This window comes from Sphingomonas echinoides ATCC 14820 (assembly GCF_000241465.1).
GTDB classification, from domain to species: domain Bacteria; phylum Pseudomonadota; class Alphaproteobacteria; order Sphingomonadales; family Sphingomonadaceae; genus Sphingomonas; species Sphingomonas echinoides.
Window position 1 is genome coordinate 3243007 of the sequence record NZ_JH584235.1, and the last position, 26088, is coordinate 3269094.

30 protein-coding genes are annotated in these 26088 nt (G+C 64.4%); 12 read left to right on the forward strand and 18 right to left on the reverse strand.

Going from position 1 to position 26088, the window contains the following annotated elements; translation table 11 throughout:
• Window positions 1-19 precede the first annotated feature (19 nt).
• Window positions 20-1165: an acyl-CoA dehydrogenase family protein gene (locus tag ON00_RS15040; protein WP_010407145.1), complete on the reverse strand. Its 1146-nt coding sequence runs from the start codon at window positions 1163-1165 to the stop codon at window positions 20-22.
• A 171-nt stretch (window positions 1166-1336) separates the two neighbouring features.
• Between ON00_RS15040 and ON00_RS15045 the strand changes: the two genes are divergently transcribed.
• The gene (locus tag ON00_RS15045; protein WP_010407148.1) at window positions 1337-2170 is read left to right on the forward strand and encodes an SDR family NAD(P)-dependent oxidoreductase; all 834 of its coding nucleotides are present in this window, start codon (window positions 1337-1339) and stop codon (window positions 2168-2170) included.
• Window positions 2167-3597: an MFS transporter gene (locus ON00_RS15050; protein WP_010407150.1), complete on the forward strand. Its 1431-nt coding sequence runs from the start codon at window positions 2167-2169 to the stop codon at window positions 3595-3597. Before ON00_RS15045 ends, ON00_RS15050 begins: the two co-directional genes overlap by 4 nt.
• On the opposite strand, the gene ON00_RS15055 is transcribed toward ON00_RS15050, so the two are convergent.
• Entirely contained in the window at window positions 3594-4046 is a 453-nt protein-coding gene (locus ON00_RS15055) for a hypothetical protein (RefSeq protein WP_010407152.1), read from the reverse strand. The genes ON00_RS15050 and ON00_RS15055 overlap by 4 nt on opposite strands.
• Window positions 4047-4248: 202 nt before the next feature.
• Here ON00_RS15055 and ON00_RS15060 point away from each other — a divergent pair, with 202 nt between their 5' ends.
• Entirely contained in the window at window positions 4249-4797 is a 549-nt protein-coding gene (locus ON00_RS15060) for a CHAP domain-containing protein (RefSeq protein ID WP_010407154.1), read from the forward strand.
• 30 nt (window positions 4798-4827) lie between these two features.
• On the opposite strand, the gene msrB is transcribed toward ON00_RS15060, so the two are convergent.
• Window positions 4828-5319: a peptide-methionine (R)-S-oxide reductase MsrB gene (gene msrB, locus ON00_RS15065; protein ID WP_040602168.1), complete on the reverse strand. Its 492-nt coding sequence runs from the start codon at window positions 5317-5319 to the stop codon at window positions 4828-4830.
• A gap of 137 nt (window positions 5320-5456) precedes the next feature.
• Here msrB and ON00_RS15070 point away from each other — a divergent pair, with 137 nt between their 5' ends.
• Window positions 5457-5735: a hypothetical protein gene (locus ON00_RS15070; RefSeq protein WP_010407156.1), complete on the forward strand. Its 279-nt coding sequence runs from the start codon at window positions 5457-5459 to the stop codon at window positions 5733-5735.
• Between the two features lie 8 nt (window positions 5736-5743).
• Here ON00_RS15070 and ON00_RS15075 read toward each other — a convergent pair whose 3' ends face one another.
• Genes ON00_RS15075 through ON00_RS15085 form a run of 3 tightly spaced genes read right to left on the reverse strand, consistent with a single transcriptional unit; the run spans window position 5744 to window position 9186 of the window.
• Entirely contained in the window at window positions 5744-6985 is a 1242-nt protein-coding gene (locus ON00_RS15075) for a cytochrome P450 (protein WP_010407157.1), read from the reverse strand.
• A 36-nt stretch (window positions 6986-7021) separates the two neighbouring features.
• On the reverse strand, window positions 7022-8266 hold the full coding sequence (locus ON00_RS15080; RefSeq protein WP_010407158.1) for an ABC transporter permease: 1245 nt from the start codon (window positions 8264-8266) through the stop codon (window positions 7022-7024).
• Complete coding sequence (locus ON00_RS15085; RefSeq protein WP_010407160.1) at window positions 8263-9186, reverse strand: ABC transporter ATP-binding protein; 924 nt, start codon at window positions 9184-9186, stop codon at window positions 8263-8265. Before ON00_RS15085 ends, ON00_RS15080 begins: the two co-directional genes overlap by 4 nt.
• A gap of 87 nt (window positions 9187-9273) precedes the next feature.
• On the opposite strand from ON00_RS15085, the gene queG reads away from it, so the two are divergent.
• Complete coding sequence (gene queG, locus ON00_RS15090) at window positions 9274-10296, forward strand: tRNA epoxyqueuosine(34) reductase QueG (protein WP_050810999.1); 1023 nt, start codon at window positions 9274-9276, stop codon at window positions 10294-10296.
• 7 nt (window positions 10297-10303) lie between these two features.
• On the opposite strand, the gene ON00_RS15095 is transcribed toward queG, so the two are convergent.
• The 8 genes from ON00_RS15095 to ON00_RS15130 all read right to left on the reverse strand — a co-directional run bounded on the left by ON00_RS15095 (window position 10304) and on the right by ON00_RS15130 (window position 15901).
• On the reverse strand, window positions 10304-10672 hold the full coding sequence (locus ON00_RS15095; RefSeq protein WP_010407166.1) for a hypothetical protein: 369 nt from the start codon (window positions 10670-10672) through the stop codon (window positions 10304-10306).
• Window positions 10669-11349 (reverse strand): EI24 domain-containing protein, encoded by a 681-nt coding sequence (locus ON00_RS15100; RefSeq protein ID WP_010407169.1) that lies wholly within the window; start codon window positions 11347-11349, stop codon window positions 10669-10671. The genes ON00_RS15095 and ON00_RS15100 overlap by 4 nt, the downstream gene beginning before the upstream one ends.
• A gap of 65 nt (window positions 11350-11414) precedes the next feature.
• Window positions 11415-11825, reverse strand: a complete 411-nt coding sequence (locus tag ON00_RS15105; RefSeq protein ID WP_010407172.1) for a hypothetical protein — start codon at window positions 11823-11825, stop codon at window positions 11415-11417.
• A 158-nt stretch (window positions 11826-11983) separates the two neighbouring features.
• A complete protein-coding gene (locus ON00_RS15110; protein WP_010407174.1) occupies window positions 11984-12808 on the reverse strand; it encodes a flagellin in 825 nt (274 codons plus the stop codon).
• Between the two features lie 265 nt (window positions 12809-13073).
• Window positions 13074-13832, reverse strand: a complete 759-nt coding sequence (gene flgH, locus ON00_RS15115; protein WP_010407176.1) for a flagellar basal body L-ring protein FlgH — start codon at window positions 13830-13832, stop codon at window positions 13074-13076.
• Between the two features lie 50 nt (window positions 13833-13882).
• Window positions 13883-14344, reverse strand: a complete 462-nt coding sequence (gene flgA / locus ON00_RS15120; protein WP_010407178.1) for a flagellar basal body P-ring formation chaperone FlgA — start codon at window positions 14342-14344, stop codon at window positions 13883-13885.
• A complete protein-coding gene (gene flgG, locus ON00_RS15125) occupies window positions 14341-15126 on the reverse strand; it encodes a flagellar basal-body rod protein FlgG (RefSeq protein WP_010407180.1) in 786 nt (261 codons plus the stop codon). The genes flgA and flgG overlap by 4 nt, the downstream gene beginning before the upstream one ends.
• A 31-nt stretch (window positions 15127-15157) precedes the next feature.
• Window positions 15158-15901: a flagellar hook-basal body protein gene (locus tag ON00_RS15130; RefSeq protein WP_010407182.1), complete on the reverse strand. Its 744-nt coding sequence runs from the start codon at window positions 15899-15901 to the stop codon at window positions 15158-15160.
• A gap of 114 nt (window positions 15902-16015) precedes the next feature.
• Between ON00_RS15130 and ON00_RS15135 the strand changes: the two genes are divergently transcribed.
• From ON00_RS15135 to ON00_RS15150, 4 genes are read left to right on the forward strand one after another with little or no spacing between them, the layout of a single operon-like run.
• The gene (locus tag ON00_RS15135) at window positions 16016-16570 is read left to right on the forward strand and encodes a flagellar basal body-associated FliL family protein (RefSeq protein WP_010407184.1); all 555 of its coding nucleotides are present in this window, start codon (window positions 16016-16018) and stop codon (window positions 16568-16570) included.
• A complete protein-coding gene (fliM, locus tag ON00_RS15140) occupies window positions 16567-17595 on the forward strand; it encodes a flagellar motor switch protein FliM (protein WP_010407186.1) in 1029 nt (342 codons plus the stop codon). The genes ON00_RS15135 and fliM overlap by 4 nt, the downstream gene beginning before the upstream one ends.
• Window positions 17592-17963 carry a DUF6468 domain-containing protein gene (locus tag ON00_RS15145; RefSeq protein ID WP_154651347.1) on the forward strand — a complete coding sequence of 124 codons (372 nt, stop codon included), beginning with the start codon at window positions 17592-17594 and terminating at the stop codon, window positions 17961-17963. The genes fliM and ON00_RS15145 overlap by 4 nt, the downstream gene beginning before the upstream one ends.
• Complete coding sequence (locus ON00_RS15150) at window positions 17963-18553, forward strand: magnesium transporter MgtE N-terminal domain-containing protein (RefSeq protein WP_010407191.1); 591 nt, start codon at window positions 17963-17965, stop codon at window positions 18551-18553. The genes ON00_RS15145 and ON00_RS15150 overlap by 1 nt, the downstream gene beginning before the upstream one ends.
• Here the strand turns inward: ON00_RS15150 and ON00_RS15155 are convergent.
• Window positions 18525-18929, reverse strand: a complete 405-nt coding sequence (locus tag ON00_RS15155; protein ID WP_010407193.1) for a flagellar basal body-associated FliL family protein — start codon at window positions 18927-18929, stop codon at window positions 18525-18527. The two genes, ON00_RS15150 and ON00_RS15155, sit on opposite strands and share 29 nt — an antisense overlap.
• A gap of 84 nt (window positions 18930-19013) precedes the next feature.
• Between ON00_RS15155 and ON00_RS15160 the strand changes: the two genes are divergently transcribed.
• On the forward strand, window positions 19014-19244 hold the full coding sequence (locus ON00_RS15160) for a hypothetical protein (protein ID WP_010407194.1): 231 nt from the start codon (window positions 19014-19016) through the stop codon (window positions 19242-19244).
• The gene (locus tag ON00_RS15165; RefSeq protein WP_010407195.1) at window positions 19244-21094 is read left to right on the forward strand and encodes a hypothetical protein; all 1851 of its coding nucleotides are present in this window, start codon (window positions 19244-19246) and stop codon (window positions 21092-21094) included. Before ON00_RS15160 ends, ON00_RS15165 begins: the two co-directional genes overlap by 1 nt.
• Window positions 21095-21151: 57 nt before the next feature.
• On the opposite strand, the gene ON00_RS15170 is transcribed toward ON00_RS15165, so the two are convergent.
• Genes ON00_RS15170 through flgE form a run of 3 tightly spaced genes read right to left on the reverse strand, consistent with a single transcriptional unit; the run spans window position 21152 to window position 25494 of the window.
• Window positions 21152-22060, reverse strand: a complete 909-nt coding sequence (locus ON00_RS15170) for a flagellin (protein WP_010407196.1) — start codon at window positions 22058-22060, stop codon at window positions 21152-21154.
• Window positions 22061-22069: 9 nt separating this feature from the next.
• Window positions 22070-24169, reverse strand: coding sequence for a flagellar hook-associated protein FlgK (gene flgK / locus ON00_RS15175; protein ID WP_010407197.1), 2100 nt, complete (start codon window positions 24167-24169; stop codon window positions 22070-22072).
• A gap of 23 nt (window positions 24170-24192) precedes the next feature.
• Window positions 24193-25494, reverse strand: a complete 1302-nt coding sequence (flgE, locus tag ON00_RS15180) for a flagellar hook protein FlgE (RefSeq protein WP_010407198.1) — start codon at window positions 25492-25494, stop codon at window positions 24193-24195.
• Window positions 25495-25684: 190 nt separating this feature from the next.
• On the opposite strand from flgE, the gene ON00_RS15185 reads away from it, so the two are divergent.
• Window positions 25685-26083: a flagellar biosynthesis repressor FlbT gene (locus ON00_RS15185; RefSeq protein WP_010407200.1), complete on the forward strand. Its 399-nt coding sequence runs from the start codon at window positions 25685-25687 to the stop codon at window positions 26081-26083.
• Window positions 26084-26088: the final 5 nt, after the last annotated feature.

Consider the following 26088-nt stretch of genomic DNA (forward strand, 5'->3'; position numbering starts at 1 on the left):
GGGGAGAGGGCTATTTGTTTTATCCCCCGCGCTTGATCGTCTCGCGCGCGATGATGAGTTGCTGGATCTGGCTGGTGCCTTCGTAAATGCGGAACAGCCGCACGTCGCGGTACAGCCGCTCGATCCCATAATCGGCGATATAGCCCGCCCCGCCGAAGATCTGCACCGCGCGGTCCGCCACACGCCCGACCATTTCGCTCGCATAATATTTGGCCGCCGCCGATTCCAAGACGACGTCCTTGCCCGCATCCTTGGCCGCCGCCGTCTCCAGCACCAGCGCGCGCGCGGCGAGCGCCTCGGTCTTGCTGTCGGCGATCATGCCCTGGATCAGTTGATGCTCGGCAATCGGTTTGCCGAACTGCTTGCGTTCGGTCGCATAGGCCACGCAATCCGCGATCAACCGCTCGGCCACGCCGACGCACACCGCCGAAATGTGGAGCCGCCCGCGATCGAGCACGCGCATCGCGATCTTGAAGCCTTCGCCCTCGGCACCGAGCCGGTTCTCCCCCGGCACAACGACGTCGTCGAAATGGACGTCGGCGACCTTTGCGCCCTTTTGCCCCATCTTCTTTTCAGGCTCACCGACGCTCACGCCCGCCAGCGTGCGCGGCACCAGAAAGGCCGAGACGCCGCGTGCGCCGGGATCCTCGCCGGTCCGCGCCATCACCGTGAACAGGTCGGCCTTGTCGGCATTGGTGATGTAGCGTTTGGTGCCGCTCAGCCGATAGGATTGGCCGTCAAAGATCGCGCGCGTCTTCACCGCGCCCGAATCCGAGCCGACATCGGGCTCGGTCAGCGCAAAGCTGGTGATGATCTCACCGCTTGCGATGCGCGGCAGCCATGCCGCTTTCTGCGCCGCATTGCCCGCCATCACCAACCCTTGCGAGCCGATTCCGACATTGGTGCCGAAGGTTGAACGGAAGGCAGGGGTAGTGCGGCCAAGCTCGATCGCGACCTTGGTTTCCTCGAGCATGGTCAAGCCAAGACCGCCATACTCCTCGGCGATCGACAGGCCGAACAGCCCCATGTCGCGCATTTCGCTGACGATGTCGGCGGGGATCGCGTCGGCCTCCTCGACCGCGCCCTCCAGCGGCCGGAGCCGCTCCGCGACGAAGCGGCGCACGGTTTCGATCAGCGCGTCGAAAGTTTCGGGGTCGAGTGCCATGATCTCTCTTCTCTGCGCCATCCTTGCGAAACGCGGCTGTGCGGCAGTGGTAGGGAAATGCGGCGGCGGTCGCAAGGCTGCGCCAAACCCAAAATTCCAAAAATACCGTGATGGCCCGGATTGACCGGCCCATGGCCCGTACTAAGGTGACAAAAAATACAGGAGAGCAAGATGCGTTTTGCGGGCAAGCGCGCCGTCGTCACCGGCGGTGCCTCAGGAATAGGGCGCGCCACCGCGCTCCGGCTGGTGCGCGAAGGGGCCGAGGTGTGGATCGGCGATGTCGATGTCACAGGCGGGCATGAGCTTGCCGAAACCTCCAACGGGCGTATCCATTTTCTGCGCACCGACGTGACCGACGTTGCCGATATCGCCGCCCTGCTGCAGGCTGCGGACGATGCCGGGGGCATCGATGTGCTGTTCAACAATGCCGGTGCGGGCGGCGCGCGCGAGACGATCGACGCGATTTCGCCCGAGGATTGGGATCGCACGCAAAGCCTGTTGCTACGCTCGGTCGCGATGGGCATCCGCTATGCCGCTCCGCTAATGATCGCGCGCGGCAAGGGCGGAGCGATCGTCAATACGTCTTCAATCGCAGCACTCCAGACCGGTGCCGCCCCGACCGCTTATTCGGTGGCGAAAGCCGGTGTGTTGCATTTGACGACGCTTGCGGCGGCGGACCTGTCGCAGCATAATATCCGCGTCAACGCGGTGTGTCCGGGCTTCATCACCACCAACATCTTCGCCTCGGCACTCGGCATTTCGGGCGAAAAACGCGTGATGGCCAATGGCATGATCGAACAGGTCGCGGCGCACGCGCAGCCGTTGCAGCGCGCCGGCACCGCCGACGACATCGCCGCCGCCGTCGCCTATCTGGCGAGCGAGGACGCAGCTTTCGTGACCGGTACGCGCATCGTCGTCGATGGTGGGATGACGATCGGCCCGCGCCACAGTTGGGACCCGAAGACGCCGTCGCTCTTCTCCAGCCTCGAAGCGTTTGCCGCGTGACCACGCCGCTCGCGGTCCCGGCGGCGCGACGACTCGGCGCGCGCAGCCGCTGGTCGTTCGGACTCGGCTCGATCGCTTATGGGGTGAAGGATAGCGGTTTCGCGACCTTCTTGCTGCTGTTCTACAATCAGGTGATCGGCCTGCCTGCCGGGCTGGTGGGCGTGGCGATCATGGCGGCGTTGGTGGTCGAGGCGTTTGTCGATCCGCTGGTCGGCTATCTGTCGGATCATACGCGCGGGCGCTGGGGGCGACGACACCCGTGGATGTACGCCTCGGCGCTGCCGGTGGCGATCGGATGGCTGCTCTTGTGGAACCCGCCGCACTGGTCGCACGCGGCGCTTGGTTTCTATGTGTTTGGCAGTGCGCTGTTGGTGCGGATCGCCTTGTCGGCGTTCGAGATTCCGTCCTCGGCACTCGGGCCCGAACTCAGTTCGGACTATGACGAGCGCACCCGGATGTTCTCCTATCGCTATCTGTTCGGCTGGGGTGGCGGGTTGGCGATGCTGGCGCTGGCCTATGGCGTGTTCCTGGTGCCCGACGCGACGCATCCGGTGGGGATTCTCAACCGCGATGGCTATGCCGCGATGGCGACGCTGGCGGCGGTGGTGATGGCAGTGTCGATCGTGCTGTCGTCGATCGGCTTGCACCACGAAATCCCGCTGCTGCCGCAAATCCCGAAATCGCAGGAAACGCTGGCCGAGCATTTTGCCGATTTTCTTCGGACCGTCCGCAATCGCGGTTTTCTGATCCTGATGGTCGCGGGGGTGTTCGCCTATACCGCGCAGGGCGTCTCGTTCGCGCTATCGACCTATATGTATCAGTTCGTCTGGCAATTTGCGGGCCGCGATTTCAATTGGCTGTCGCTCGCGCTGATGATCGGCGCGCTGGGTGCGTTCTTCCTGGCCCCCGCGCTGACCAAGGGCGGCGACAAGCCGCGCATCGGCATGATCGCCTCGTTCGGCAGCGCGGTGCTGCTGGTCTCGCCTTATGTGCTGCGGCTGGCGGGCTGGTTTCCGGAGCCGGGCTCGCCGCTGCTATTGCCGGTGTTGCTGACGATCTTCGCGGCCAACACGGCGTGCGGTGTGTCGGCCTTCATCCTGGGGGCGGCAATGCTGTCCGACGTGGTGGAGGAATCCGAAGTGCGCACGGGCAAACGATCCGAAGGCGTGTTCTTTGCCGGCGGGTTTTTTGTGCAGAAACTGGTCGGCGGGCTTGGCATCTTCATGGCCGGCGCGATTCTGGCGTTTGCGCAGTTTCCGCAGGGCGCGCGCCCCGGGATGGTGCCGTCCGGGACGCTCGACCGGCTGACAATCGTGTTTATCGTGCTGGAACTGGCCTTTTACGGCATGGCCGGGCTCTGCTACGCGCGTTTTCCGTTCGGGCGCGCGGATCACGATGCGCGGCTGGTTTCGGCGGCGCGGGGTTAACCTGCGACCGGACGGACGAAGCTGCTCAACACCCAGCCCGATTTGCACGGCCCGGCATAAGCGCTCGCATTGGCCAGCGTGGCCGCCACTCCGCAATCAAGCTGCGGCGAATCGACTGGCGGGACCACGACGCCCTGCCAGCGTTGGTCGAGCGAGCGCTGACACAGGAAGAGTTTCGCGCCCTCGCCAAGCCGGGCGACTTCCTGCGCCTCGGTAAAGGGTGCGGCGCGGAGCGGCAGATAGGCCTCGCCACCGGGCGACAGGTTCACCACCAGGCCGGAACTGGCACAGGCCGGATACGCCGGGCCGCCTTCGCCGACGCGCACGGCCTGTACGCCAGGGGTGAGGGTCGTGGTGTTGCTTTGATAAAGCGAGGGATCGTTGCTGAACGCGCCTTCCCGCGAGCAGGCGGTCAAGAGCAGGGCGATCGCCAGGATGCTGCGGTTCATGACTGATTCTTAGCCGAGTGCGCGCGGGTTGGCGAGCGGGCATCATCCGAAAGCACTGTTTCGGCAGCGGCGAAAAGCCACCCATCGTGCGACAAACTCACTTCGTCGGAAATGGTTCCGTTCGCCGCGCGGTGGGGTTTTCAACCCTGCTATGAACTGCTTTGAGACATTTAACGAATTCATCGCGACCTGAGGGGGTCACATGACAATCCGGACTTTGACAGCGCGTTTTGCGCTGGTGGTATCTTGCGCCCTGATGACGGCGACCCCAGCGATGGCCCAGTTCTGGCAGTGCGCGCCATATGCCCGGATGATTTCTGGCATCGAGATCCGTGGCAACGCCAACACCTGGTGGGGCCAGGCTGCCGGTCGCTATGCACGCGGCCATGCCCCCAAGGTCGGTGCCGTGCTCGCTTTTGCCTCGACCAGCCACATGCGCCTCGGCCATGTGGCGATGGTCAGCGAAGTGGTGAGCGATCGCGAAGTCCTGTTGACCCATGCCAATTGGTCGCGCCGCGGCGGTGTCGAGCGTGACGTTCGCGCGATCGACATTTCGGAAAAGGGCGACTGGACGCGCGTCAAGGTCTGGTACGGTCCGCAGGGTGGCCTCGGCACCTCGGCCTATCCGACCAAGGGTTTCATCTACGCCGAACATGCGCCGCTGAACGACCAGGGCGACGACGCGATCGACAGCACCGCCAAGGCCCCGATCATCCTGGCCTCGCTCAGCCAGGGGCCGGCGCGCTTCTAAGCCGCCAACCCGCCGCGCTGCGGCCCGGCGTTACGCTTTGCCGGGGGTAAAGCTGAGCGCCACGCCGTTCATGCAATAGCGCTTGCCCGTCGGTTGCGGGCCATCATCGAACACATGGCCGAGATGGCCGCCGCAGCGGCGGCAATGCACCTCGGTTCGCGTAAAGCCGAGCGAACCGTCGGCGCGGGTGCGCACGGCATTGGGCAGCGGTGCCCAGAAGCTCGGCCAGCCCGTGCCGCTGTCGAACTTGGTCTTCGAGGAGAAAGCGGGGAGGGCACATCCCGCGCAGGAGAACACCCCCGCCCGATGTTCGCTGTTGAGCGGGCTGGTAAAGGGCGTCTCGGTGCTTTCGTGGCGCAGCACGACATAAGCGGCGGGCGACAGCTTCTTCCGCCACGCAGCGTCGCTCAGCACCACTTCGAACTGCTCGGGCGCGCTCGCCGTGGCCCCCTTGCAGCCGAATAGAGCAATCGCGGCAGCACCGGTGCCGGCGAGGCTGAGGAAGTGGCGGCGGTGGGGCATCAGGGCGGGCATCGATAGGGTCCTCTTTTCGGGCGTCATGTGGCTATACGCGCGCGGCGACACAATAGTTACGCGGCTTTCGCCCAGGCGGATGCACTGCGCCCGGAACCGCCTGCGATTTCGCGCGCTTTTGGCATATGACGATGCAGCAACTCGATCCGCCGCTTCCGGTGCATGTTCTCGACAAGGGCCCAGGCTATGCCTTCGCCGTCATCGATTATGGCCAGGAGCATAACCTCATTTGGGTCACCGCGATCAACGAGACCGGTGAAATCTGGTGCGCGCCCAATCCACGCGTGCGGATGCAGGCCAATTGGACGATGGGACGGAAAAAGCCCGAATCGATTGCGCGCGAGCACAGCGATTGCTCGGGCGACGCCGAGCCCGTGGTTGCGCAAATGTCGAAGCCGAACTGAAACCGTGCTCAGTACCTGCTGATCTCGACCGGCAACTTGCGATAGCCATGCACGAAACAGGCGGCAACGCGCTCGGGCTCGCCGAGGACGTTTACGCGCATCCGCCGCTTGGCCATCTCTTCCAGCAATACTGAAACCTGTAATTCAGCGAGGCGTGCGCCAACGCAGCGATGGATGCCGTGGCCAAATGCCAAGTGGCGGCGCGCATTCGCACGATCGACGATGATCTGGTCGGCGTTTTCGAACACGCTTTCGTCGCGATTGGCCGACAAATACCATAAGGCCAATTTGTCCCCGGCCTTGATCTGTTGTCCCTCCAATTCGGTGTCGGCGGTGGCGGTGCGGCGCATATGCGCGAGCGGGGTCTGCCAGCGGATCACTTCCTGCACGGTATTGTGGATCAGCGATGGGTTGGCCTCAAGTTTCGCGCGCTGGTCGGGAAACAGGTCGAGGCCGTAGGCGACCGCGCTCATCGTGTTGCGGGTGGTGTCGTTGCCGCCGACGATCAGCAGGATCAAATTTCCGAGAAACTCCATCTGGTCCATCTCGGCCATCGCGTCGGAATGGATCATCATCGAGATCAGGTCCGGGGTCGGATCCTTGCCGACCTTGGCGTTCCACAGATTCTGGAAATAGGCACCGCACTCGTACATGTGCTTCAGCCGTTCGAGCCGCAGTTCGTCATTCTTGGCGAGTTCGATGTCGCCCGCCCAATCCGACCAGAAGGTCAGTTTGCGGCGTTCCTCCCACGGGAAATCGAACAAGATCGCCAGCATTTGCGTGGTCAGCTCGACCGAGACTTTATCCACCCAATCGAACGGCGTGTTCCAATCGAGCGAGTCGAGAATTTCGGAGGTGCGCGTGCGGATATTGTCGCTCATCCGCACCATTTCGGAAGGCGTGAAGGCGGGCGCTACCGTTCGGCGCTGGCCGGTGTGTTTGGGCCGGTCCATCGCGATGAACATCGGCATCCGCACGTCGCCGGGATTGTTTTCGATAAAGTCGGCCAGCGTGATGCCACCGGCTTGCGAAGAATAGAGATCGGGCAGCGATTCCACCGTGATGATCGGCTTGTAGGAGGAGATCGACCAATAGGGGCCGAAGTCCGAATGTTCGACGCGGTGGACGGGTGCGGTCGCGCGCAATTCCCGGAACGGCGCTTGCCACACATCGTCGCGATACAGTTCGGGACGGCTGACATCGAGCGGATCCACCGCGCGCACGGGTGCTACGGGTGCCAGAGTCGCCATCATCACTCTCCTGTCTTTTATGGAGAGAGAAGACCCTTAACTGACACTGATGTCAACAGCGTTTCGCCGTCGGAACAGCGGTCGCCCGCTACCCGATTTGAGCACGCCGCGGCGGAACACCCGTGCGCCGATCGTGATCGCGATCGCCACCCACAAAGCCTGCCAGCCGAGCGCGGCGACGTGCGGCCACAGGTCGGGCTTGTCGGCTGCGCGCGCTGCCATCGCGTATGGCGAACTCAGCGGAAACAGCTCGATAAAGCGCGTCGACGCGGCGTCCGGCGCGCCGATTGCTTTCAGCGCGAGCCCGACCATTGCGACCTGGATGATGGTGATCGGCAGAGACAGCATCTGCAATTCGCGCGGGGTGGAAGCCTGCGCACCCGCGCCTAGGAAGACCGCGCCGAGCAGCAGATAGGCCATTGCAAAATAGGCAAAGAATAGCAGGAAGAATATCGGTACGCCCACCGCCGGGCCGATCTGGCCGATCGCGCTGGCATATTGTGCGGGCAGAATGCCGCTGATCTGGCTGACCAAAGTCGCCCAGAAGGCGACAAACAGCAGCGCCGATCCGAACATGCCGAGCAGCTTGCCAAAAAACACTGCCTCCAGCGACACCGCCGCGGCGAGCACTTCGATCACCTTGTTGCTGCGTTCCTCCATCATCGTGCCGACCAACTGACCCGCGAGCAGCAACGTCAGGAAGAAGATGCCGATCACGGCGACAAGCGCCGCCTGTTTGTGGCCACCCTCGGTCGGCACGATGCGCGCGATCGAGGTGAGCGTCGCGGTGCTGAGCGGCGCGGTCTGCGTAGGGTTGGTCCGCAGCGTCGCCTCGGCCAGCGCCGCCAGATAGCGGGCATCGCCGCGACCCTGGCCATCATACAGGATCGTCGGATGGGTGAGATCGCCGAACAAGGCGGCGGAGACATCCGCGCCCTTGCGCACGGCGAAGGCGGCGCGCGCCTGTGCCTGCGGGTCGGCGCTCGGATTTTCCAACGTCAGTGTGGCGGGACGATCCCCGCGCGGAAACATCGCACGCAGCCGCGCGTCGGCGGCGCGCATCGCCGCTTGCTGGGCCGGGGCGACGATCGCGACGATGCGGGTCTTGTCGGTCGATCCGCTGGCCACGCTTGACGCGCCCATCCCGCCGACCAGCCCGAAGCCGATCGTGAACAAGGGCGAGAGCAGGAACAGCAGGAAGGTGGGGGTGAACACCGTCGCCACGAAATCGCGGCGGGCAATGGTGAAGGTCTGGCGGACGATGCGGGGCAGCTTGCTCATTGGCCTTGCTCCAGGGCGGCGTTGCCGACGATGCGGACGAACGCATCGTGCAGGCCGGGGCGTTCGATCGACAGCCCGGCAATGCCGTGGCCCGCGCCGATCAGCCGACTGAGCGCTTGCTCGACCCCGCCATCGGGCACTTCGAAATGCCAGCCTCGTTCGTCATGCGTGGCGTCTTGCGGCAGATGCGTGGCGATAGCGGCATCGTCGCGTTCGGGCACATAATGCGCGCGCATCGGCAGCAGGCCGCGCGCTTCGGCGACGGTGCCCTCAAAGCGGCGCTTGCCGCCCGCGATGATCGCGAGCCGGTCGCACAGCCGCTCGGCATGGGCCATGACATGCGTCGAAAACAGCACCGTCGCCCCCCGATCGCGCTCGGCGAGGATCAGCGCCTCCAGCCGTTCCTGGTTGACCGGGTCGAGCCCGGAAAAGGGTTCGTCGAGCACCAGCAGATCGGGCTGATGCACCACCGCACCCAGCAACTGCACGAGCTGCGCCATCCCCTTGGACAATTTGCGGATCTTGGTGTCGACCGCGTGGCCGAGCCCGGCGGCTTCGAGCAGTGCCACCGCGCGCTTGCGCCCGGTCTTGAGGTCGAGCCCGCGCAACGCCCCCATGAAGGCGATCGCATCCTTGGCGCGCATCGCGGGATACAGGCCGCGTTCCTCGGGGAGGTAGCCGACGCGGTCGCTCGCCTCGCGCGGGCGTTCGTGGCCGAGCAGCGTGCGCGTTCCGCCATCGGGCTCGATAATGCCGAGCAGCATCCGCAGCGTGGTGGTCTTGCCCGCGCCATTGGGGCCTAGCACGCCGTAGATCGTGCCCGTTGGCACCGCGATATCGACCCCGTCGACGACGCGCCGGTCGCCGAAGCGCTTGATCAGGCCCGATGCGCGGACCGCGAATTCCTGCCCCAACGCCAATTCCCTGTTTCAGCCCAATTCCCTGTTGGGCAATCCCCGTGGTAGCGGGTGGTGGTGCAGTTCGACAAGTCACTCCATGCCCGCCTGATGGCGAAGGCATCCGAATATGGGTTCGCGGCGTGCGGCGTCGCGTCCGCCGATGCCGCGCCCGAGACGGCGGCACGGCTGCGGCAATGGCTGGCCGAGGGGCGGCATGGCGAGATGATCTGGATGGAGACGCGCGCGCACCACCGCGAATCCCCCGCCGGATTGTGGCCCGAGGTGCGCAGCGTCATCGCGCTGGGGATGAGCTATGCCCCCGCGCGCGATCCGCTGGCGCTGGCCGGGGAAGGCGGCGTCGGCCGAATTTCGACCTATGCGCAGGGCGGCGATTATCATGACGTGGTCAAGCGCGCGCTGAAGGCGCTGGCGCGCTGGCTGGTGGCGGAGGTGCCGGGGATCGACGTCAAGGTGTTCGTCGATACCGCGCCGGTGATGGAAAAGCCGCTGGCGGCGGCGGCAGGGCTCGGCTGGCAGGGCAAGCACACCAATTTGGTAAGCCGCACCGAGGGGAGCTGGCTGTTCCTGGGGGCGATCTACACGACGCTGGAGCTGGCTGCATTCGGGGGAGAGGAGGCGCATGAGCGCGACCGCTGCGGCTCGTGTGACGCATGCCAGCGTGCGTGCCCGACCGACGCCTTTCCCGCGCCCTATCGGCTCGATGCGCGGCGCTGCATTTCCTACCTCACGATCGAACATGCCGGGCCGATCCCGCACGAATTTCGCGAGAGCATCGGCAACCGCATCTATGGTTGCGACGATTGTCTGGCGGTGTGCCCGTGGAACAAGTTCGCGGAGGCCGCGCACGCCAACCGCGCCTTCCGCCCGCGTGCCGAACTTGCGGCACCGGCGCTGGCGGATCTGCTTGCGCTCGATGATGCAGCGTTCCGCCAGGTGTTTTCCGGCTCGCCGATCAAGCGCATCGGGCGCGACCGGATGATGCGCAACTGCCTGATCGCGGCGGGCAATAGCGGCGATGCTACACTACGCGCGCCGGTGGCGCGGCTGCTTGATGATCCCAATGCCGTGGTGGCGGAAGCTGCGGGCTGGGCGCTGGCGCGGCTGGCTTAGGCGCGCGCTATTTCCGTCGCCCTGCCTGCAACGCCCCGACGCAGCTCGCGCGGTCGATCGGCGATCCGTCGGTCTGGCGCGCATCGAGATAGGTGACGACAGGCTCGGCAGTGCCCTTTGGGTAGAGATAGGTATCGAGAACGCAGGTGGCGTTGCCGAATTGCAGCTTGCGCGCGGTGCCTTCGCGGATATCGGCGACGGGGGCCCCGAACATCCGCGTCAGATTGGCGGCGTTGGTGCCCAGCACATGGTCAAGCCCTGCCGTTCCGGTCGGGATCGGGATGAGCGGCGGACGCACCGTGCTGGGCGCTGGTGCCCCAGTGGTCGCGCAGCCTGTGACGAGCAGGCCCGCCGTCAAAGCGCCAAGAAGTTTCATGTGTTTCGCCCCGCATGGAACAGATGGGTGGCCATCGCCGCGCCGAGGATCGGCGCGAACAGGTTGAGCACGGGAACCATGAACAGGGCGGTGCCCGCAACCCCCAGCGCGAAACGATCGACCGCGCCGGTCTTGCGCCAGTCTCGCATCATCGCATCGGGAATGTGGCGCGCGGCGACCATGGTGCCGAGATCCTGACCAAGCAGCCACCCATTGACCAGGAAGAACAACAGCCAGGTGCCCACTCCGGTGGCGAGCAATGCGAGATAGATTGGGGCCAGCGCGATGTTGATCAGGATCGCCCGCAGCGCCGACCGCACGCCAAGCGCGATACCGCGCGTCAGCGGCACACTGCGCGCGGTGGCAAGGGCGTTGGGATAGTGTTTGGCCTCCACCGCGATCACGATGTCGTCGGCAAACACGCCCATCACGCCAATTGCGATCACACGGAACAGCAGCCAGCCAAGCCCGAACGCGGCGAGCAATGCCATTGCGCCGAGCAGCCCGCCCATCTGCGTCCCCCAGCCGAGCCATGCGGCCAGCCGGGTTGCGCCATACCACAGCCCGCCCCCCGCCGCCGTGAGCAGCGCCAAGGTCACCGCCAGCGATTTCAGGAAGACGGCGGCAAAGGCGCGGTCGCCAATCTGGCCAATCGCGAGAAGGAAAGCGCGGAGCATGGCCGCAGTCTTAGCGATCGATCGTGCAATACGAAACCAGCGCGCCGCCTAACCGCCGCGCAAAGCTAATTGTAGCGTGGCGATCGCGCGGGCGCGCGCAGCCCTTCGCTGGTATGGGCCGAAATCAGGCAAAGTTCGGCATACAGCCGGTCCCACAAGGACGCCGGGATATCGAGGGCGACGAGGCCCCCGTCCTGTGTCAGGGCCAGATTGACGACGGGATCGACCACCAGCCGGAATTGCGTCGCAAACGGTCCGCCGACGATTTCGTCGGGAAGCCCGCCCGACAGGGACAGGCGTGCGGCCATCAAGAAGGCGCGTAACACTTCGGCACCATAGCGATCGAGCAGCGCACGCGTGCCGTTGCTCAGATCGCCCCGTTCCAGAATGACCAGGCTGCCGGAATGGCGATCTTCGGCCGTGACACGGAGCCTGCTGCCCAGCCCATCGGCTATCTCTCTAATGCGCAGCGACAATGCTCAAACTCCTGTTATCCTTGTTCCATTATAGCGGGGATCGCGCCCGCATCCGGTCCCCGCGACCGATGAAACACAGGTTAAAAAAGAAAAGGGGTCGACGTGGTTTCCCGCGTCGACCCCAGTGCAGCGACCAGATACGCGGCCGCTGATCTCTCTTAACGGAACAGCGACGTGATCGCCTGCGGTGCCTGGTTGGCGATCGAAAGCGCCTGAACACCGAGCTGCTGCTTGACCTGCAGTGACTGCAGATTTGCAGACTCCTTGGCCAGATCCGCATCGACGAGATTGCCGATGCCGGTCGTGATCGTGTCGGACAGCTTGCTGACGAAGGTCATCTGGCTGTCGATCTTGCGCGAAGCCGAACCCAGCGTGCTGAGGCTTGCGTTGATCGTGTCGGACACGGTGTTGAGCGTCGTTACCATGGTCTTCGCGGCCGCAGCGGTCGCGAAGGTGGAACCAATCGCCGTCGTGACGCCTGTCTCGAAGTCCTGGTTGGCGACGTCGAGGGTGGCTGCGGTCGTGTCAGTCGACTGCAGTGCCTTGACGGTGCCCGCCGAAACGCTCGACAGGAGGTTCGTACCGTTGAACGACGAGGACGCGATGACCGTCGAGATCTGATCCTTCAACGCGGTGAAGTCTTTCGCGTTGGCGGACAGGCTGGCGGCATCAAGGCCGGTGTCGCTGGCGGTCGTTGCCTTTGCCTTCATCTGGTTGACCAGATCCGAGATCTGCTCGGCACCGGCAGTTGCCACGTCAACAACGCTCTTGGCGCGGCTGAGCGAGGAGCTGACGGACTTCAGGCTACCCACGTCACCACGAAGGCCTTGGGCGATCGTGTACGAAGCCGAATCGTCCTTGGTCGAAGAAACCGACAGGCCGGTCGTGATGCGGGTTTGGGTCGTCGCGAGGGACTTGCCGGTCGCACTCAGGCTCTGGAGAGCCGTCATCGCGCCGACGTTGGTATTTACCGAAAACGCCATACATATTTCCTTCTTGGATTGAGAGCCGCATTCTGCGGCCTGGGGCTAGACGCCGCCCCGGCGATGCTCGGCGAAGAATGCCGCTCACCTCTCCATTTTGGGAAAGTTATTGGATTACCAAAATCGAACGGCAAATTATTGAAGGTTACCGAAAGATGAAGGTGCGCGCTGACCGTCGCGACGCAGTCGGCCCGCTTCCCCGGGGCGCGGGAAAGCGGGCCGATTGGCAAAGCAAGTGTCAGAAATTGCTGAAAATTGTAACGTCTCAGAAGGGGAAGAGCGCATCATAGATCTGCTGGCCCCAGCGCGCCTGTTGCGCATCGGTCAATTGGCCCTTGCCGCCATAAATGATGCGGGCCTCGGCGATCTGGGTATGCGCGATGCTGTTGTCGCGACCAATGTCTTGCGGGCGCACGATGCCGCTGACGATCAACTCGCGCATCTCGAAATTCACGCGCACTTCCTGCCGTCCGCGGATCATCAGATTGCCGTTGGGCATCACATCGGTGACGATTGCCGCCATCGTCATGTTGATGGTTTCCGACCGCGCCACCGTACCGGCACCATTATAGCCGGAGGTCGATTTGGTATCGACCAGCTTCGCCGGATCGACCTGCCCCGGCAGGACCTTGGCCAACGGGTTTTGCAGCCCCAACAACGCACTGATGCCGCTGGATTCGGTGCCGCCGCGGGTGCGTGTCGTGGCGTTGCCCAAATCCGCCTTGTCGGCGATCTTGATGCGGATCGTCAGGATGTCGCCCTTTTGCGAGGCGCGCTGATCATGAAAGAAGGCACCTGCCCCCGTGCGAAAGAGCGACGCATTCGGCGGGGAGGGCGGGGCGGTGGCCGAACGTCCCTGGCCGCGCCGATCGGACGGGGCAGAGAGCGATGGCTCAAGCGCCGGGCCATCGTCCGTGCCCGCCGGGCTCAGCTTTGGGGCCTTGCCGACGCTGGCCAGTCGGCCTGGTATGCCGCACCCGGCGAGGGTGCTGGCGAGGAGGAGCAATGCGAGAGTCTTCTTCATGGCGGTTCTTTCGGTTCGGGCCGACGGTGGAAGGCGGATCGGATCGATCTTTAAGGCGCGACGATGCGGACCGAGCCGGTACCGTCGACAATGCCGTCGAGGGTTCGGCTGGTGGTGTTGGTGACGACACGCACCATCTCGCCTTTGGCACCGCTGGCGAGCGCGCGCCCGCTGGCGGCAATGGTCAGGCCGCCGCTGACGACGCGGATCATCACCGGCTCGCCGCGACGGACGAGCTGTTGCGGCATCAGATCGGACGTCATCACGATCGAGCCCGAAGGAAGCGCGCGCCGCGCCTCCAGGCCAACGCAATCGCGCGGTGGCAGCGCAATGCGCGCCTGGGCCGCAGGGCGCTGATCCTCGGTGAAGTCTTCCTGCGTAAGCACATCGCCGCGCGCGATCGGATGGCCAAGCACCGCGACGCGGACCGCCTCGGGCGGCTGCGCGCAAGCGATGGCCGGCGCAAACGCCAGTAGCGCGAAGAGCGCGGCACGACCGAGCTGCTGGCTCATCGCATCTGCGCCGTGGTGGAGAGCATTTCGTCCGCCGTCTTCACCACGCGGCTGTTCATTTCATATGCGCGCTGCGCACTGATCAGTGCGGTGATTTCCGAGACGGGATTGACGTTCGATGCCTCGATAAAGCCCTGGCTCAGCGTCCCGAAACCCGGTTCGCCGGGGTTGGCGGCGGTGGGTTTGCCCGACGCGTTGGTTTCCAGGAACAGGTTGCCGCCCTTGGCCTCCAGGCCGGATTCGTTGATGAAGGAGGCAAGCTGGATCTGGCCGATCGTTTGCGGCGTGGGGTTGCCCGACAAGGTGACCTGAACCTCGCCAGTCTTGGAAATATTGAAATTCACGGCCCCCTGCGGGAGCGTGATGCCGGGCTGAACGGCATAGCCATCCTGCGTCACCAATTCGCCCTGGTCGGAAATCTGGAAGCTGCCGTCGCGCGTATAGCCCGTTTCGCCCGAGGGAAGCGTGACCTGGAAATAGCCCTTGCCCTGGATCGCGACGTCTTGCGGGTTGCTGGTTTGCGTCAGCGCACCCTGTTCCAGAATGCGATAGACGCCGCCGGTCTTGACGCCGGCCCCGATCTGGATGCCGGACGGGATCTTCGCATCGGCACCACCCGAGGCTGAGCCGGGGCGCGACACCTCCTGATAGAGCAGATCCTGAAACTCCGCGCGCTGGCGTTTGAACGCGGCGGTGTTCATGTTGGCGATGTTGTTCGAAATCACGTCGACGTTGGTCTGCTGTGCAAGCATACCGGTCGCGGCGATCGAGAGAGAACGCATGATAAAGGCCTTTCACTCAGGGAAGGGGGGCTCAGCCAACTTTGCCGAGCTGATCGATTGCCTTGCGGCGCATGTCGGTCATGCTCTGGGTCATTTGCTGGCTGGATTGGTACGCCCGCAAAATCTCGACCATGTCGGCGGTTTCGCTGATCGGCTGGACGTTTGATCCCTCGACGCCACCGCTGCGCAGCTTGGTTTCCGTGGCGGAAAGCTCGCGCCCGCCGCTTGCGGCCATCAACCCGTCGCCGCGCGGCGTGACGCCCGCTTCACTGGGGAAGACGGTGATCGCGATGCGTCCAAGCTGGCCGGTCTTTCCCGACACGGTGCCGTCCGCCGCAACCGAAAGGTTGCCGGCATCTTCTAGGGGAATATTGATCGGCTTGCCGCCTTCGCCGAGCAGCCGCTGCCCGCTGATCGTGCCCAAATCCCCCGACGGCAACACATGGATCAGCCCAGCGCGGGTATAAGCGGTCGCCCCGCCGGGGGCCTCGACCGCGAGATAGCCGGGGCCGTCGATCATCACATCGAGCGGATTGCCGGTCGGCTGAAACGCGCCCGCCGTGGTGTCGTGCGTTGCCCCGTAATCGAGCACGAACGCCGTGGTCTTCGCATCTTCGGTCACCGCCTGGTCGGCATGCTCGACATAATCATGGAAGACGGGCTGTTCGCGCTTGAACCCTACGGTCGAGATGTTGGCCATATTGTTGGCCGCCACGTCGAGCCGACGACGCAGCGCCTGCTCGTGGCTCAGCAGCACATAGGAAGAGACATCCATCGGCGGTTGCTTTCGAAATCTTTGTCGATCTGGGTCACTAGGCAGAATTTGCCGCCCATTGATCCTATAATAGGATGAAATCACCGAGCGGGTTGACCGTCTGGCGAAACAATCATGGGGATTACGGCCTTGTCGGAACCGAACGTCACATCGAGCGAAGAAGGCGAGGAGGGGGCGGCTCCCGCTGCCCCCAAAGCGGGCAAGAAGAAGCTGCTGATCCTTGTTGGCGCTGTCGTCTTGCTGTTGCTGCTGGCGGGGGGCGGCGCGGCCTTCTTCCTGTTGGGCGGCAAGAGCGATCCAAAGGCGGAGGCTGCCAAAGCGGAAGCGGCGAAAGCCGAGGCGGCCAAGCACGGCGGCGGCGAAGAAGGCGTAAAGTTCGTCGATATCCCGGCAATGGTCGTCAACATCCGCTCCCCTGATGGGGTGGCGCGCTTTTTGAAAGTGCACGTCATGCTGGTCCCGGGCACGATGAAGGAGGAGGCGATCAAGGCCGGTCTGCCGCTGGTGCTCGATGCGTATCAGCCGTTCTTGCGCGAATTGCGCCCCGAGGATCTTGCCGGCTCGGCGGCGGTGTTCCGCGTGAAAGAGGAGTTGCTGGTGCGGACCACCGGCGCGCTTGGCGAAGGATCGGTCAAGGATGTGCTGATCGAAGATCTGGTGCAGCAATGAGCGACGATTTCGAAGAATTCGACCTTCCCGATGTCCCCATGGGGGGCGCGATGCTGGGCGATGGCACCTTTGACCAAGCCGCCATCGATGCGATGTTCGGCGATAGCGGCGTCCCGCAAGAGGCCAAGAAGGGCCTGCGCGCAGTGCTGGAATCGCGCGTCATCGCGCACGAACGCCTGCCGATGCTGGAGGTGGTGTGCGATCGCGTCGTGCGTGCCTTTTCCAGCTCGATGCGCAATCTCACCTCCGATGCGATCGAGGTCAGCCTGGAAGAGGTGACCTCGACCCGCTTTGGCGAGTTCGTCGGGCGCGTTGCGCTGCCCGCCATGATCGGCGTCTTCCACATTCAGGAATGGGAGAATTACGGGCTCGTCACGGTCGAGTCCGGCCTCATCTACGCCGTGGTCGATGCCCTGCTGGGCGGACGTGGCGGCAGCGCGCCGGTTTTGATCGACGGTCGCGCCTTCACCACCATCGAGACCAAATTGGTATCGCGCATGCTGGATCTGGCGCTGTCCGATTTTTCAGAGGCCTTTGCCCCGATCGAGCCGATCACGATGGGGTTGGAGCGGATCGAGACCAACCCGCGCTTCGCGGCGATCGCCGGGAACAGTAATATCTGCGCGGTGGCGACCTTCCGAGTCGACATGGACGGGCGCGGCGGCAAATTCTCGATGCTGCTTCCTTACGCCACGCTCGAGCCAGTGCGCGAAAAGCTGCTGCAGCGCTTCATGGGCGAGAAGAGCGGGCGCGACCATATCTGGGAAGAGCATATGGTCTCTGAAATCAGCAAGACCGACATCTCGCTCGACGTTGTGCTCGGCGAAGCGGCGATGTCCCTCGACAAATTGCGCAGCCTTGCCGTGGGGGATGTCGTCAACCTCGCGCAAAGCCCGGACGCGCCGCTGGAATTGCGGTGCGGCGGCGTGCCGCTTGGCCGCGCCCAGATCGGACAGCGCAGCGGCAAAATGGCCGTTCGCCTAATCACCGGCATATCCCGAAACCCATACCAGGAGTGCGCATGATGAATTTCGTCGCCTGTACCAATATCGCCACCGCGCTGTTCTGCGCGGCGGTCCTGATCCAGAGCGTGCGGATGATGCGCAGCCTGAAGGCGATGCGGAATTCGCCATTGTCCGATGTCGTTGCGGCGCTGGACGATTCGACCGAGCGTGCCAAGATTGTCCTGTCGGAGATGAAGGCGATGCTGTCGCATGGCATCGCCGCCAATGGGCGCTGTTCGGAAGATGCGCGCAAGCTGAGCGACGAATTGCGGATCATCATCGAGATTGCCGATGCCGCCGCTGACCGGATCGTCGAGGCGACCTCTGCCGCCAATCAACGCGCGCACGCCGAACGCACGCTGGCTGCCTATATTGAGGCGGACGCCTGATGGGTCGCCCTTCGCTTCTCGTAATGACGGCGGTTGCAGCCGGCCTGTCGATTTTTGCCAACGGCGTTACTGCGGCTCTGCCCGCACTGGCGGATCAGCCCCAACCGACGCGTTTGGGTAGCGCCATCCAGGGCGATCTTGGCGCGCGCGACGCCGCGACAAAGAAGCGCACGCGCGCGCTCGACATGCGCGAGCAGGCGGCACGCGCGGCGGAGGCACGGTTGAAAGCCGACATGGCCGCGCGGCAGGAGGCGGCGGCCGCCGCAAAGCCCGCCGTCGGCGGCCCGACCGCGCCGAGCGACCCGCAATATGAAAATCTTGCGCGGATCTATCAGGCGATGAAGCCCGCCCGCGCCGCGGTTGTTTTCGAACAACTCGAAATGGACGTGCAGATGCAGGTTGCGCAGAAGATGCGGGATCGGTCGACCGCGATGATCTTGGCGAGCATGACGCCGCAAGGGGCCGCCAATCTGAGCATGGCCCTGGCGCGCCGCAATGCAAATGCGGGGAAGAAGCCGGTCGTTGGCACCCCCAAGGGTCCGGCGCGCGCCGCGCAGCCGGTCAGCCGTTCGTCGCCGACACCTCGGTGATCAGCACGCGCGCATGGCCGAGATCGGGGCCGGCCATGGCGGACGTCAAATTACCTTCCAGCAATTCTGCATTGACCGGCAGGAAGGGCGACGCGTGTAGCCGAGCAAAGTCGATCGCGCTGCCCATCGCCGCCTGCCGCAGGACGGGCAGGCGCAGCTTCATCTTTTCTGCGCTTGCCGCGTCTCCGGCATCGATCATGATCTTGAGGCGCAAATTGCCCGTGATGCGATCCGAATCCACGATCGGCACGACGAAGGGATCGAGCGCGACATATTGCGGTGCCGTGTGCGCGGGTGCGCTTTCGCCGCCCGAGGCACCGGTGCTGACGATGACGATAGGCAGTGCGGCAATGGCTCGGGCGAAACGTTGGCGCATGATGTCTCCGGCTTGTGTCGCCGCGACGACTGCGGGCGGCACGCTCCCTCTATAATAGAACAATAAAGGAAGAGGCGTATCACCATGAGTCATGATCAGCGACCCAGTCGCGTCCGTGTGGTCGCCAGCCGCGACGCAACGGCGGCCTCGGCGGCTTCTGCGGAACCGCTTCGCGCCGGTGACGTGGTCGCCAGCGCCACGGCCAAAGAGGTGACTTCACCGGCCAAGCGCGGGATGATGGTGCCGTCGCTCGTGTTCTGCATTGGCTGTGCCGTGGGCGGGCTCGGCCTTGGTGCCGCGTTGCTCGCGCGCTGATGCGGCTGGTTTCTCTCATCGCGCTCGCTTCGGCGATCGCCACGCCCCTTGCTGCCACGCGGGCCAATGCACCATCGGCGGCGGGCCCGCCCGCAGTCGCTCCGTCGCCTGCGGCACCATCCGCACCGCAGCCCGTCTCGGCGGCGGTGGCTGCGGCCAATGCGCCAATGGCACTGGCCAGCGCACCGCGTTTCCGGGGATTCGCACCGGTGTTGAGCGCGCAGCCCGCGCTGGTCGATGGCACTGCATGGGCCGCGCGCCCGGAAGCGGAGGCATGGTCCGCATTGGCGCACGCGACGCCCACCACACGGCAAGCCGCCCGCTGGGCGCTGGTGCGCAGTCTGATCGGCAAAAGCCGGTATCCAGAAGCGCTCGGCACGCTGCAGATCATGGCTGCCGACGACCCTGATCTGCTGCTGGTGCCCGCCTTCCAGCTTGCCCGCGGCGTGACGTTGGCGGGGTTTGGCCGGAGCGGTGAAGCGCTGTCTGCCCTGTCGGGGCCGACGTTGTTGGGCAATGCTGAAGCGTGCGCCTGGCGGCTGCGGGCGCAGGAGGCCCTGGGCAATCCGGCGGCGGCGTTGGCAGAGGTGCATTGCGCCTTGCCGGCGATCAACCACCGCGCGCCGCTGGAGCGGCGTCCCTTTGCCTTGGCCGCAATCCGCGCCGCGCTCGACGACGGTCGCTGGTTACAGGCTTTGCATTGGCTGAAACGGCAGCCTGCCGACGGAGAAGCCAACATCCTGCGGGGCCGTGCCTATCTGGGGAAGGCCGATTTCGGCCATGCCCGCACTCAGTTCGAGAAGGTCGGTGCTGCGGCAGAGCGCGGGCAACGCGCCGAGGCGGCATTGGGCCTGGCGATGGTGGGCATTGCGCAGCGGCGGATTGCCCCGGCCGCTGCCGTGCGGCAGCTTGGGGCGATCCGTTTCGGCTGGCGTGGTGACGATCTTGAACGGCGCATTCTGACGGTCGAATTTGCGCAGGCGCAGGCCGCGCACGATCCGGCCGCGATGTTGCGCACGGGATCGACCCTGCTGCGCTATTGCAAGCTCGGTGCTGCTGCTGCGCCGATTCTGTCCCAGCTGCAACAATCGCTCACGACGATGCTGGCTCCCGATTCCAAAATGCCTCTGCCCGATGTGGCTGGCGTGTTCTGGGAATATCGCGAGATTACGCCAGCCGGTGCCGATGGCGATCTGCTGGCGGTGCATCTGGCCGATCGACTCCAGGCGGCGGGTTTATATGCCCGGGCGGCGGAGCTGCTCCAATATCAATTGACCGCGCGTGCCAGCGATGTCGCGAAGGGGCCATTGTCTGTGCGCGTGGCGACGTTGCGCATCCTCGCGGGCGACCCGGCCAAAGCGGTCGAGGCGTTGCGGAACAGCAGCGGGCCCTCTTATTCGCAACCGATGGTCTGGGATCGCCAACGTGTCGAGGCGGTGGCGCTAGCCTTGCTGGGCAAGACCGACGCCGCGTTCGCCGCGCTCGCCGATGTCCCCGACGGTGCTGCGATCCGCGCAGAAATTCTGTGGCGGCGGCGTGACTGGAATGGATTGGCGACCGTGACCGGTGCGTCGCTCCCGGCCAAAGTGGGCTTGAGCGAGGTGGCGCAGGCCACCATCCTTCGCCATGCGATCGCGCTCGCGATGATCGGTCGGGAGGATAAATTGCAGGCCTTGCGCACGCGCTATCAGGCGGCATTTGCGACATTGCCCAGCGCGGGTGTGTTCGATGTGCTGACAAGCCCGGTCGGGAAGATCGACTCCGCTCAAATCAGCGCCGCAATGGCAGCGATTCCGTCGGCCAGCCCGGCGGGAGTCTATGCGGACTTGCTGGCCTCGACCCCGGGATAGTGCGCAATGCCCCGTTCGCTCGCCGCCATTAGCGCGGGCGAACGGGGCTTGCTGCGGTTATTTCAGATACTGAACCAGGCTCAGCCCGGCGAGCTGCGAAAACACCGAATAGCTCGCTTCAAGGATCGTCTTTTGCTGCGAAATGTCGGTCGCGACCTGGCCCAGATCGGCGTCCTCGTTCGCGCCGATCACCCCCGTCAGCAACGTCTTGCGCTGATCGCCGCTGTTGATCATCGATTCCACTTGCGTGGTCCGGCGGCCATTTTCGGCATTCACTGCGCGCAGCGATCCAAGGCCGCTCTGCAACTGGTCTACGACAGTCGTCAACGCCGTTTTCTGGGCGGCCGTCAGCGTCGCGCCGATCGGGCCCGCCTGAGCAAGCGACTGAAATGCCGTGTAAAGGCCGCCCCCTGCGGTACTTGCGCCAACGCCATACGGGACATCAACCCCGTCTGCGATGCGCGCCGATGCAACGACGCTATCGTTGGCAAAGGCATCGGACTGCGGCAACCCGACCAGATCGCTCAGCGCCTTGGGCTTGAAGGGGGGCGTATCGGTTTGCGAGCCGCCGAACATGGCGACGCCGCCCTCGGTGCTGTTGAGCGCGTTGCGATATTGTTCGAAGGCCCCGTCGATCGTCGATTGCAGGCCGCTTGTCTGGCCGTTGCCGAGCGCGGTGAGGATGCTTTGGCGCAGGTTTTCCGAGGACGTATCGATCCCGGTCAGTTGCGCATCATACAGGCTCAGCGTCGTCTGCACGCGCTTTGCGACCGTGGTCTCGGCACTCTGCCGCGCGAGCATGCTGTGCGCCGAAAGGTTACGGACCGATTCGCTGCCCAGGTCCGCGAAGGTGTTCGCCTTCTTGGTGGTCGCCAGGTTTTGCTGCGATGTCGCGAGCTTGGCTTGCGCGCGCTGAATCGCGTTCGACATGACTTGTTGCAGCGGGACGGTGGCAATGCGGGTCATGGGGCGTTCCTATCGGATCATCGCCAGCAGCGTGTCGTACATGCTGCTGGCGGTGCTGATGACACGGGCGGAGGCCGAATAGCTGCTTTGCAGCACGACCATCTGCGACAATTCCTCGTCGATATTGACGCCCGAAAAACTGTCTCGACGATTGATCGCATCGTCGCGGCGCGAGGTCGCATTGTCGAGATTGGTCTTGGCCTGGCTGGCTTTCAATCCCGCGCCGCCGAGCAGCGCGCTGGACACATGATCGAGCGTGACAACACCGTCCTTACCCAGATCGATGGTCTGTGCCAGCCGATCGACAAAGGCCGTGGCACCGCGAATGTCGCCCGCGCCGACGGCCTTGGCACCGACCGCTGCGGTTGTATCCAATATGGCCAGGGGCAGCTTGTTCGGGTTGACGTCGATGTCGCCGCGCACTTTCGCGTGCCCGAGGCCACTTGTCGCACCGGTCAGCCCCGACAAAGAGCTGAACGAGACGCCGCTGCCGAACCGATTGGTCGAGTCAGACGGGACCGACAAGACGGCCCCGGACAGACCGGTGAGGGGGCTAAACTCCACGCGACCGCGTTGATCGAGCGCGAAGCTGCCATATTTGGACAAGGGCGACGCGTTCAACTCGGTCACCAGATCGCCAATGGTCGGACCGACCGAGCCGGTGAGCGTATAGCTGGTCAGCGCGCGTCCCGACACGTCGCGCAGCACAATGTTGGCGGTTTCTCCTGCCCCAAATCCGTGCGGGTCGCTCGCGATGAAGCCGCTCGGCGTCAAACTGCTGGTATCGCTGCGGACCAGGTCGTTCATGCCAAAGAATTGCGAGAAGCCGATTCCGGCGCGATCGCTGGGGGCACCGGGTGTCTGCGCGATGGCGACGCCGTTGCCGCCGCCCGTGGCCTTCAAGGTCAGCACCCCGCCGGTGAAACTTGCCGTGGCCGCGCCGCCAAGGCCGGCATTGATCGCGGTGACGGCATCATTGACCGTCGCGCCCGCGCCCAGGCGGGAGAAATCGACCGTCGTGCTGGCCACCAGCTTTCCGCTGGTGCCGAGCACCGCGAACGTTGCCGAGCCGGTAAAGCCAAGGCGGTCACCGCCGACCAATCCGGTCTGCCGCCCGTCGAGTTCGGTCGGGGCCGGAACCGTGGTGCCGGCGTTCGACACCGAATTTAGCGCTTCCGCCATCCCGCTGAACACGGTGCCGAGTTGCTCTTGAAACTGCGGCAGCGCGCGGTCGCGCAGAGCCAGCAATCCACCGAGCTTCCCGCCCGCCGCAGCGGTCTCGATCCGTTCGCCCGTTGCCGGCGAGGCACCGCCGGGGTCGGCAAAGCGAATGTCGATCGGCGGATAGGAGGCCTGTGCGCCATCGCCCGTTCCGGTCCCGGCATAGGATAGTTGGCGCAGACGCCGGTCGAGGAGCGTCGCACCGGAAGCTGTGTCAATCGAAACACGGCCATCCGGTTGGTCGCGTACCGTGATTCCGATCAGGCTGCTCAGTTCGGTGAGCGCCGTCGTCCGTTGATCGGCAGCGCCGGACGTGCTGCGGCCTTGCCCGACCTGCTGCGATACGGTTCCATTCAGATCATTGATTTGCGACAGCAGCCCGTTGATCCGGTCGACCGTGGTGCCGACTTCGGATTCGACATCGCCGCGCAGATTCGTGACGTCGCCATTGAGCTGCTGCATCGACGAAATCGCGTCCTGCACGTTGCCGGTAAACGATGCGACGGTCTGGGCCGATCCCGGTGATCCGGTCAGCGCGATTGCGGATGCCGAAATCGAATCGAGCTTTGCGGGCAAGCTCGCCGCATCGCCCGGCTGGCCCAGCAAGGACTGGAGCCGATCGAGATAAGAGGACGTCACATCCGCCCGACCGAAGTCCCCGCCACGCTGGTAAACCGAGGCTTCGAGAAAGCGATCGGCGACCCGCTGCGGCTCGCCAATGACGACGCCGTTGACCCCGCCGGAATTGACGCGGGTCGCCAGTGTAACCTTTTCGCGCGCATAGCCCGCCACGCCGACATTGGCGATGTTGTTGGACACCGTGCGCAGCCCGGCCTGCGCTGCCGCAAGCCCGGACGTCGCCGATCCCAGAATTTCGCTAAGCGACATGACCGGCCCCCATTGTCATCCGATCAGCGCTTCAGGTCGCTGACTTCCCGCAACATTTCGTCGGCGGTGGTGATGATTTTGGACGCGGCACTATAGGCCCGCTGAAAGCGGATCATGTTGGTGAACTCGCCAGCCAAGTCAACGGTGGATGCTTCGAGCGAGCTCGCTGCGACCGTGCCTGCGGCGAGCGAGCCCGGCTTGTTGAGGGTGAGGGTGCCCGAGTTCTTGCTGCTCGCATAGGCATTGCCCGGCAAGCGGGTGAGGCCGTCGGGATTTTGAAAATTGGCGATCGGCAACTGAAAAACCGAGCGAGTCTTGCCGTCCGAGAACACGGCATTGACTTGGCCGGTCTTGGTGATGTCGATCGACGACAATTGGCCGAGCTGCCCGCCATCGACGTTGGAGGAGATCAGCGCGGATTCGCTGCCAAATTGGGTAATGCCGTCGAGCCCGCCATCATTGCCGATCGCAAGCGTTATCGGAGCCGATGCGGCCGCATTGGTCCAGGAAATGCTGAGCGGACTGAACAACGCTGCGGTCGAACCGGTCTTGTTCAGGCTACCATCTGGATTGAACGCAAGCGTGCCGCTCGACAGCAAGCCGCCGGCTGCCGTCACATCACTGGCCGGTTCGGCATAGGTTTCCGAAGCCCATTGGTTAGCGCCGGTCTTGAGATAGGCCATGGTCAAACGGTGCGATCCGCCCTGCGAATCATAGACGTCAAAGGAGCGTTTGAAGTCGGGCGTTACCGTTCCGCTGGCGAGGTTGCCCGGCGTATAGGCTCCGACATGGACTGCGGTGGTGGATTGGAGATTGGCGCGGACCTGAATGCGCGTGGTGGGCGCAGCTGTCCCGACCAGATCGCTAACGCGGACGGATTCGAGCCCGTTCAGCCCGCCGGTATTGGTGTAGCTGCCGGTGGAGTCGAGGCGCCAGCCTTGCAAATACAGGCCGCTCGCGTTGCGCAGAAAGCCCTCGGAATCCGGGCGGAACGATCCGGCGCGGGTGAAGGCGGGGTCGGCGGTGCTGCTTGTCGACGTGCGCGTAACGAAAAAGCCGCCGCCGTCGATGGCCAGGTCGGTGTTGCTGCTCGAGGACTGGATCAGCCCTTGCTTTGAAACTTGCGCGACCGAGACGGCGGCGACGCCACCGGCCGAATAATTGGCCTGGGAACGGCCGTCGGTGACCAGCGTCCGGAACTGGGCCTCGGTCCCTTTATAGCCGATCGTATTGATGTTGGTGATGTTGTCAGCAACCGTCGCCATGGCGCTGGATTGAGCATTCAGGCCGGAAACGCCGGCGTAAAGGGCGGAATAGAGGCTCAATGCGGATCTCCTTGCAGTGCGCAGTACGCGACACGCTCGCTTATTTTATAGGATGCGGTTGGCGCAGGGGCGCGATGTCGGCCCACTATTTGTGAAGAAAATCGGCAGGTGGGCAATTTTTGCCGACCGGTTTGGCCGACCAGGCAAGAATGATCCTATAACGATGGCAGATTGAGAGGACGCCACCATTATGTTGAGGATCACTTTGCGCGATGGCGAGAAGGCCATTTTGAACGGTGCGGTCATCAGCGCCGTCGGGCGAACACAGTTGCGCGTCGAAAACACGGTGTCGATTCTGCGCGGTCGTGAAGTCATGCGGCCGGAAGAGGCCACGACTCCGGCACGCCAACTCTATTTTTCCTGTATGCTGGCGTATATCGACCCCGACGGGCGCGAGAAGCACCAGGAAGCAACCTTGGTTGCGTTGCGCGACTTGCTCAATCCCGGCGCTCCCGATGCGGTGAAGCAGGCGTGTGTCCGCTTCGCCAACGAAATCGCCCGGGGAGAATTCTATCGCGCGCTGGCCCCGGCGCGGGATCTGATTGCGCTGGAGACGCCTGCAGGGTCTTCCGAAACCGCAGCGGCCTGAGCGGG

What these genes read in the sequence shown, in the direction of transcription:
- ON00_RS15040 (WP_010407145.1), bottom strand. Translation starts at nt 1,165, where the DNA reads ATGGCACTCGACCCCGAAACTTTCGACGCGCTGATCGAAACCGTGCGC.
- ON00_RS15045 (WP_010407148.1), top strand. Translation starts at nt 1,337, where the DNA reads ATGCGTTTTGCGGGCAAGCGCGCCGTCGTCACCGGCGGTGCCTCAGGA.
- ON00_RS15055 (WP_010407152.1), bottom strand. Translation starts at nt 4,046, where the DNA reads ATGAACCGCAGCATCCTGGCGATCGCCCTGCTCTTGACCGCCTGCTCG.
- ON00_RS15060 (WP_010407154.1), top strand. Translation starts at nt 4,249, where the DNA reads ATGACAATCCGGACTTTGACAGCGCGTTTTGCGCTGGTGGTATCTTGC.
- msrB (WP_040602168.1), bottom strand. Translation starts at nt 5,319, where the DNA reads ATGCCCCACCGCCGCCACTTCCTCAGCCTCGCCGGCACCGGTGCTGCC.
- ON00_RS15070 (WP_010407156.1), top strand. Translation starts at nt 5,457, where the DNA reads ATGACGATGCAGCAACTCGATCCGCCGCTTCCGGTGCATGTTCTCGAC.
- ON00_RS15075 (WP_010407157.1), bottom strand. Translation starts at nt 6,985, where the DNA reads ATGGCGACTCTGGCACCCGTAGCACCCGTGCGCGCGGTGGATCCGCTC.
- ON00_RS15080 (WP_010407158.1), bottom strand. Translation starts at nt 8,266, where the DNA reads ATGAGCAAGCTGCCCCGCATCGTCCGCCAGACCTTCACCATTGCCCGC.
- queG (WP_050810999.1), top strand. Translation starts at nt 9,274, where the DNA reads ATGGCGAAGGCATCCGAATATGGGTTCGCGGCGTGCGGCGTCGCGTCC.
- ON00_RS15095 (WP_010407166.1), bottom strand. Translation starts at nt 10,672, where the DNA reads ATGAAACTTCTTGGCGCTTTGACGGCGGGCCTGCTCGTCACAGGCTGC.
- ON00_RS15100 (WP_010407169.1), bottom strand. Translation starts at nt 11,349, where the DNA reads ATGCTCCGCGCTTTCCTTCTCGCGATTGGCCAGATTGGCGACCGCGCC.
- ON00_RS15110 (WP_010407174.1), bottom strand. Translation starts at nt 12,808, where the DNA reads ATGGCGTTTTCGGTAAATACCAACGTCGGCGCGATGACGGCTCTCCAG.
- flgH (WP_010407176.1), bottom strand. Translation starts at nt 13,832, where the DNA reads ATGAAGAAGACTCTCGCATTGCTCCTCCTCGCCAGCACCCTCGCCGGG.
- flgA (WP_010407178.1), bottom strand. Translation starts at nt 14,344, where the DNA reads ATGAGCCAGCAGCTCGGTCGTGCCGCGCTCTTCGCGCTACTGGCGTTT.
- flgG (WP_010407180.1), bottom strand. Translation starts at nt 15,126, where the DNA reads ATGCGTTCTCTCTCGATCGCCGCGACCGGTATGCTTGCACAGCAGACC.
- ON00_RS15130 (WP_010407182.1), bottom strand. Translation starts at nt 15,901, where the DNA reads ATGGATGTCTCTTCCTATGTGCTGCTGAGCCACGAGCAGGCGCTGCGT.
- ON00_RS15135 (WP_010407184.1), top strand. Translation starts at nt 16,016, where the DNA reads ATGGGGATTACGGCCTTGTCGGAACCGAACGTCACATCGAGCGAAGAA.
- fliM (WP_010407186.1), top strand. Translation starts at nt 16,567, where the DNA reads ATGAGCGACGATTTCGAAGAATTCGACCTTCCCGATGTCCCCATGGGG.
- ON00_RS15145 (WP_154651347.1), top strand. Translation starts at nt 17,592, where the DNA reads ATGATGAATTTCGTCGCCTGTACCAATATCGCCACCGCGCTGTTCTGC.
- ON00_RS15150 (WP_010407191.1), top strand. Translation starts at nt 17,963, where the DNA reads ATGGGTCGCCCTTCGCTTCTCGTAATGACGGCGGTTGCAGCCGGCCTG.
- ON00_RS15155 (WP_010407193.1), bottom strand. Translation starts at nt 18,929, where the DNA reads ATGCGCCAACGTTTCGCCCGAGCCATTGCCGCACTGCCTATCGTCATC.
- ON00_RS15160 (WP_010407194.1), top strand. Translation starts at nt 19,014, where the DNA reads ATGAGTCATGATCAGCGACCCAGTCGCGTCCGTGTGGTCGCCAGCCGC.
- ON00_RS15165 (WP_010407195.1), top strand. Translation starts at nt 19,244, where the DNA reads ATGCGGCTGGTTTCTCTCATCGCGCTCGCTTCGGCGATCGCCACGCCC.
- ON00_RS15170 (WP_010407196.1), bottom strand. Translation starts at nt 22,060, where the DNA reads ATGACCCGCATTGCCACCGTCCCGCTGCAACAAGTCATGTCGAACGCG.
- flgK (WP_010407197.1), bottom strand. Translation starts at nt 24,169, where the DNA reads ATGTCGCTTAGCGAAATTCTGGGATCGGCGACGTCCGGGCTTGCGGCA.
- ON00_RS15185 (WP_010407200.1), top strand. Translation starts at nt 25,685, where the DNA reads ATGTTGAGGATCACTTTGCGCGATGGCGAGAAGGCCATTTTGAACGGT.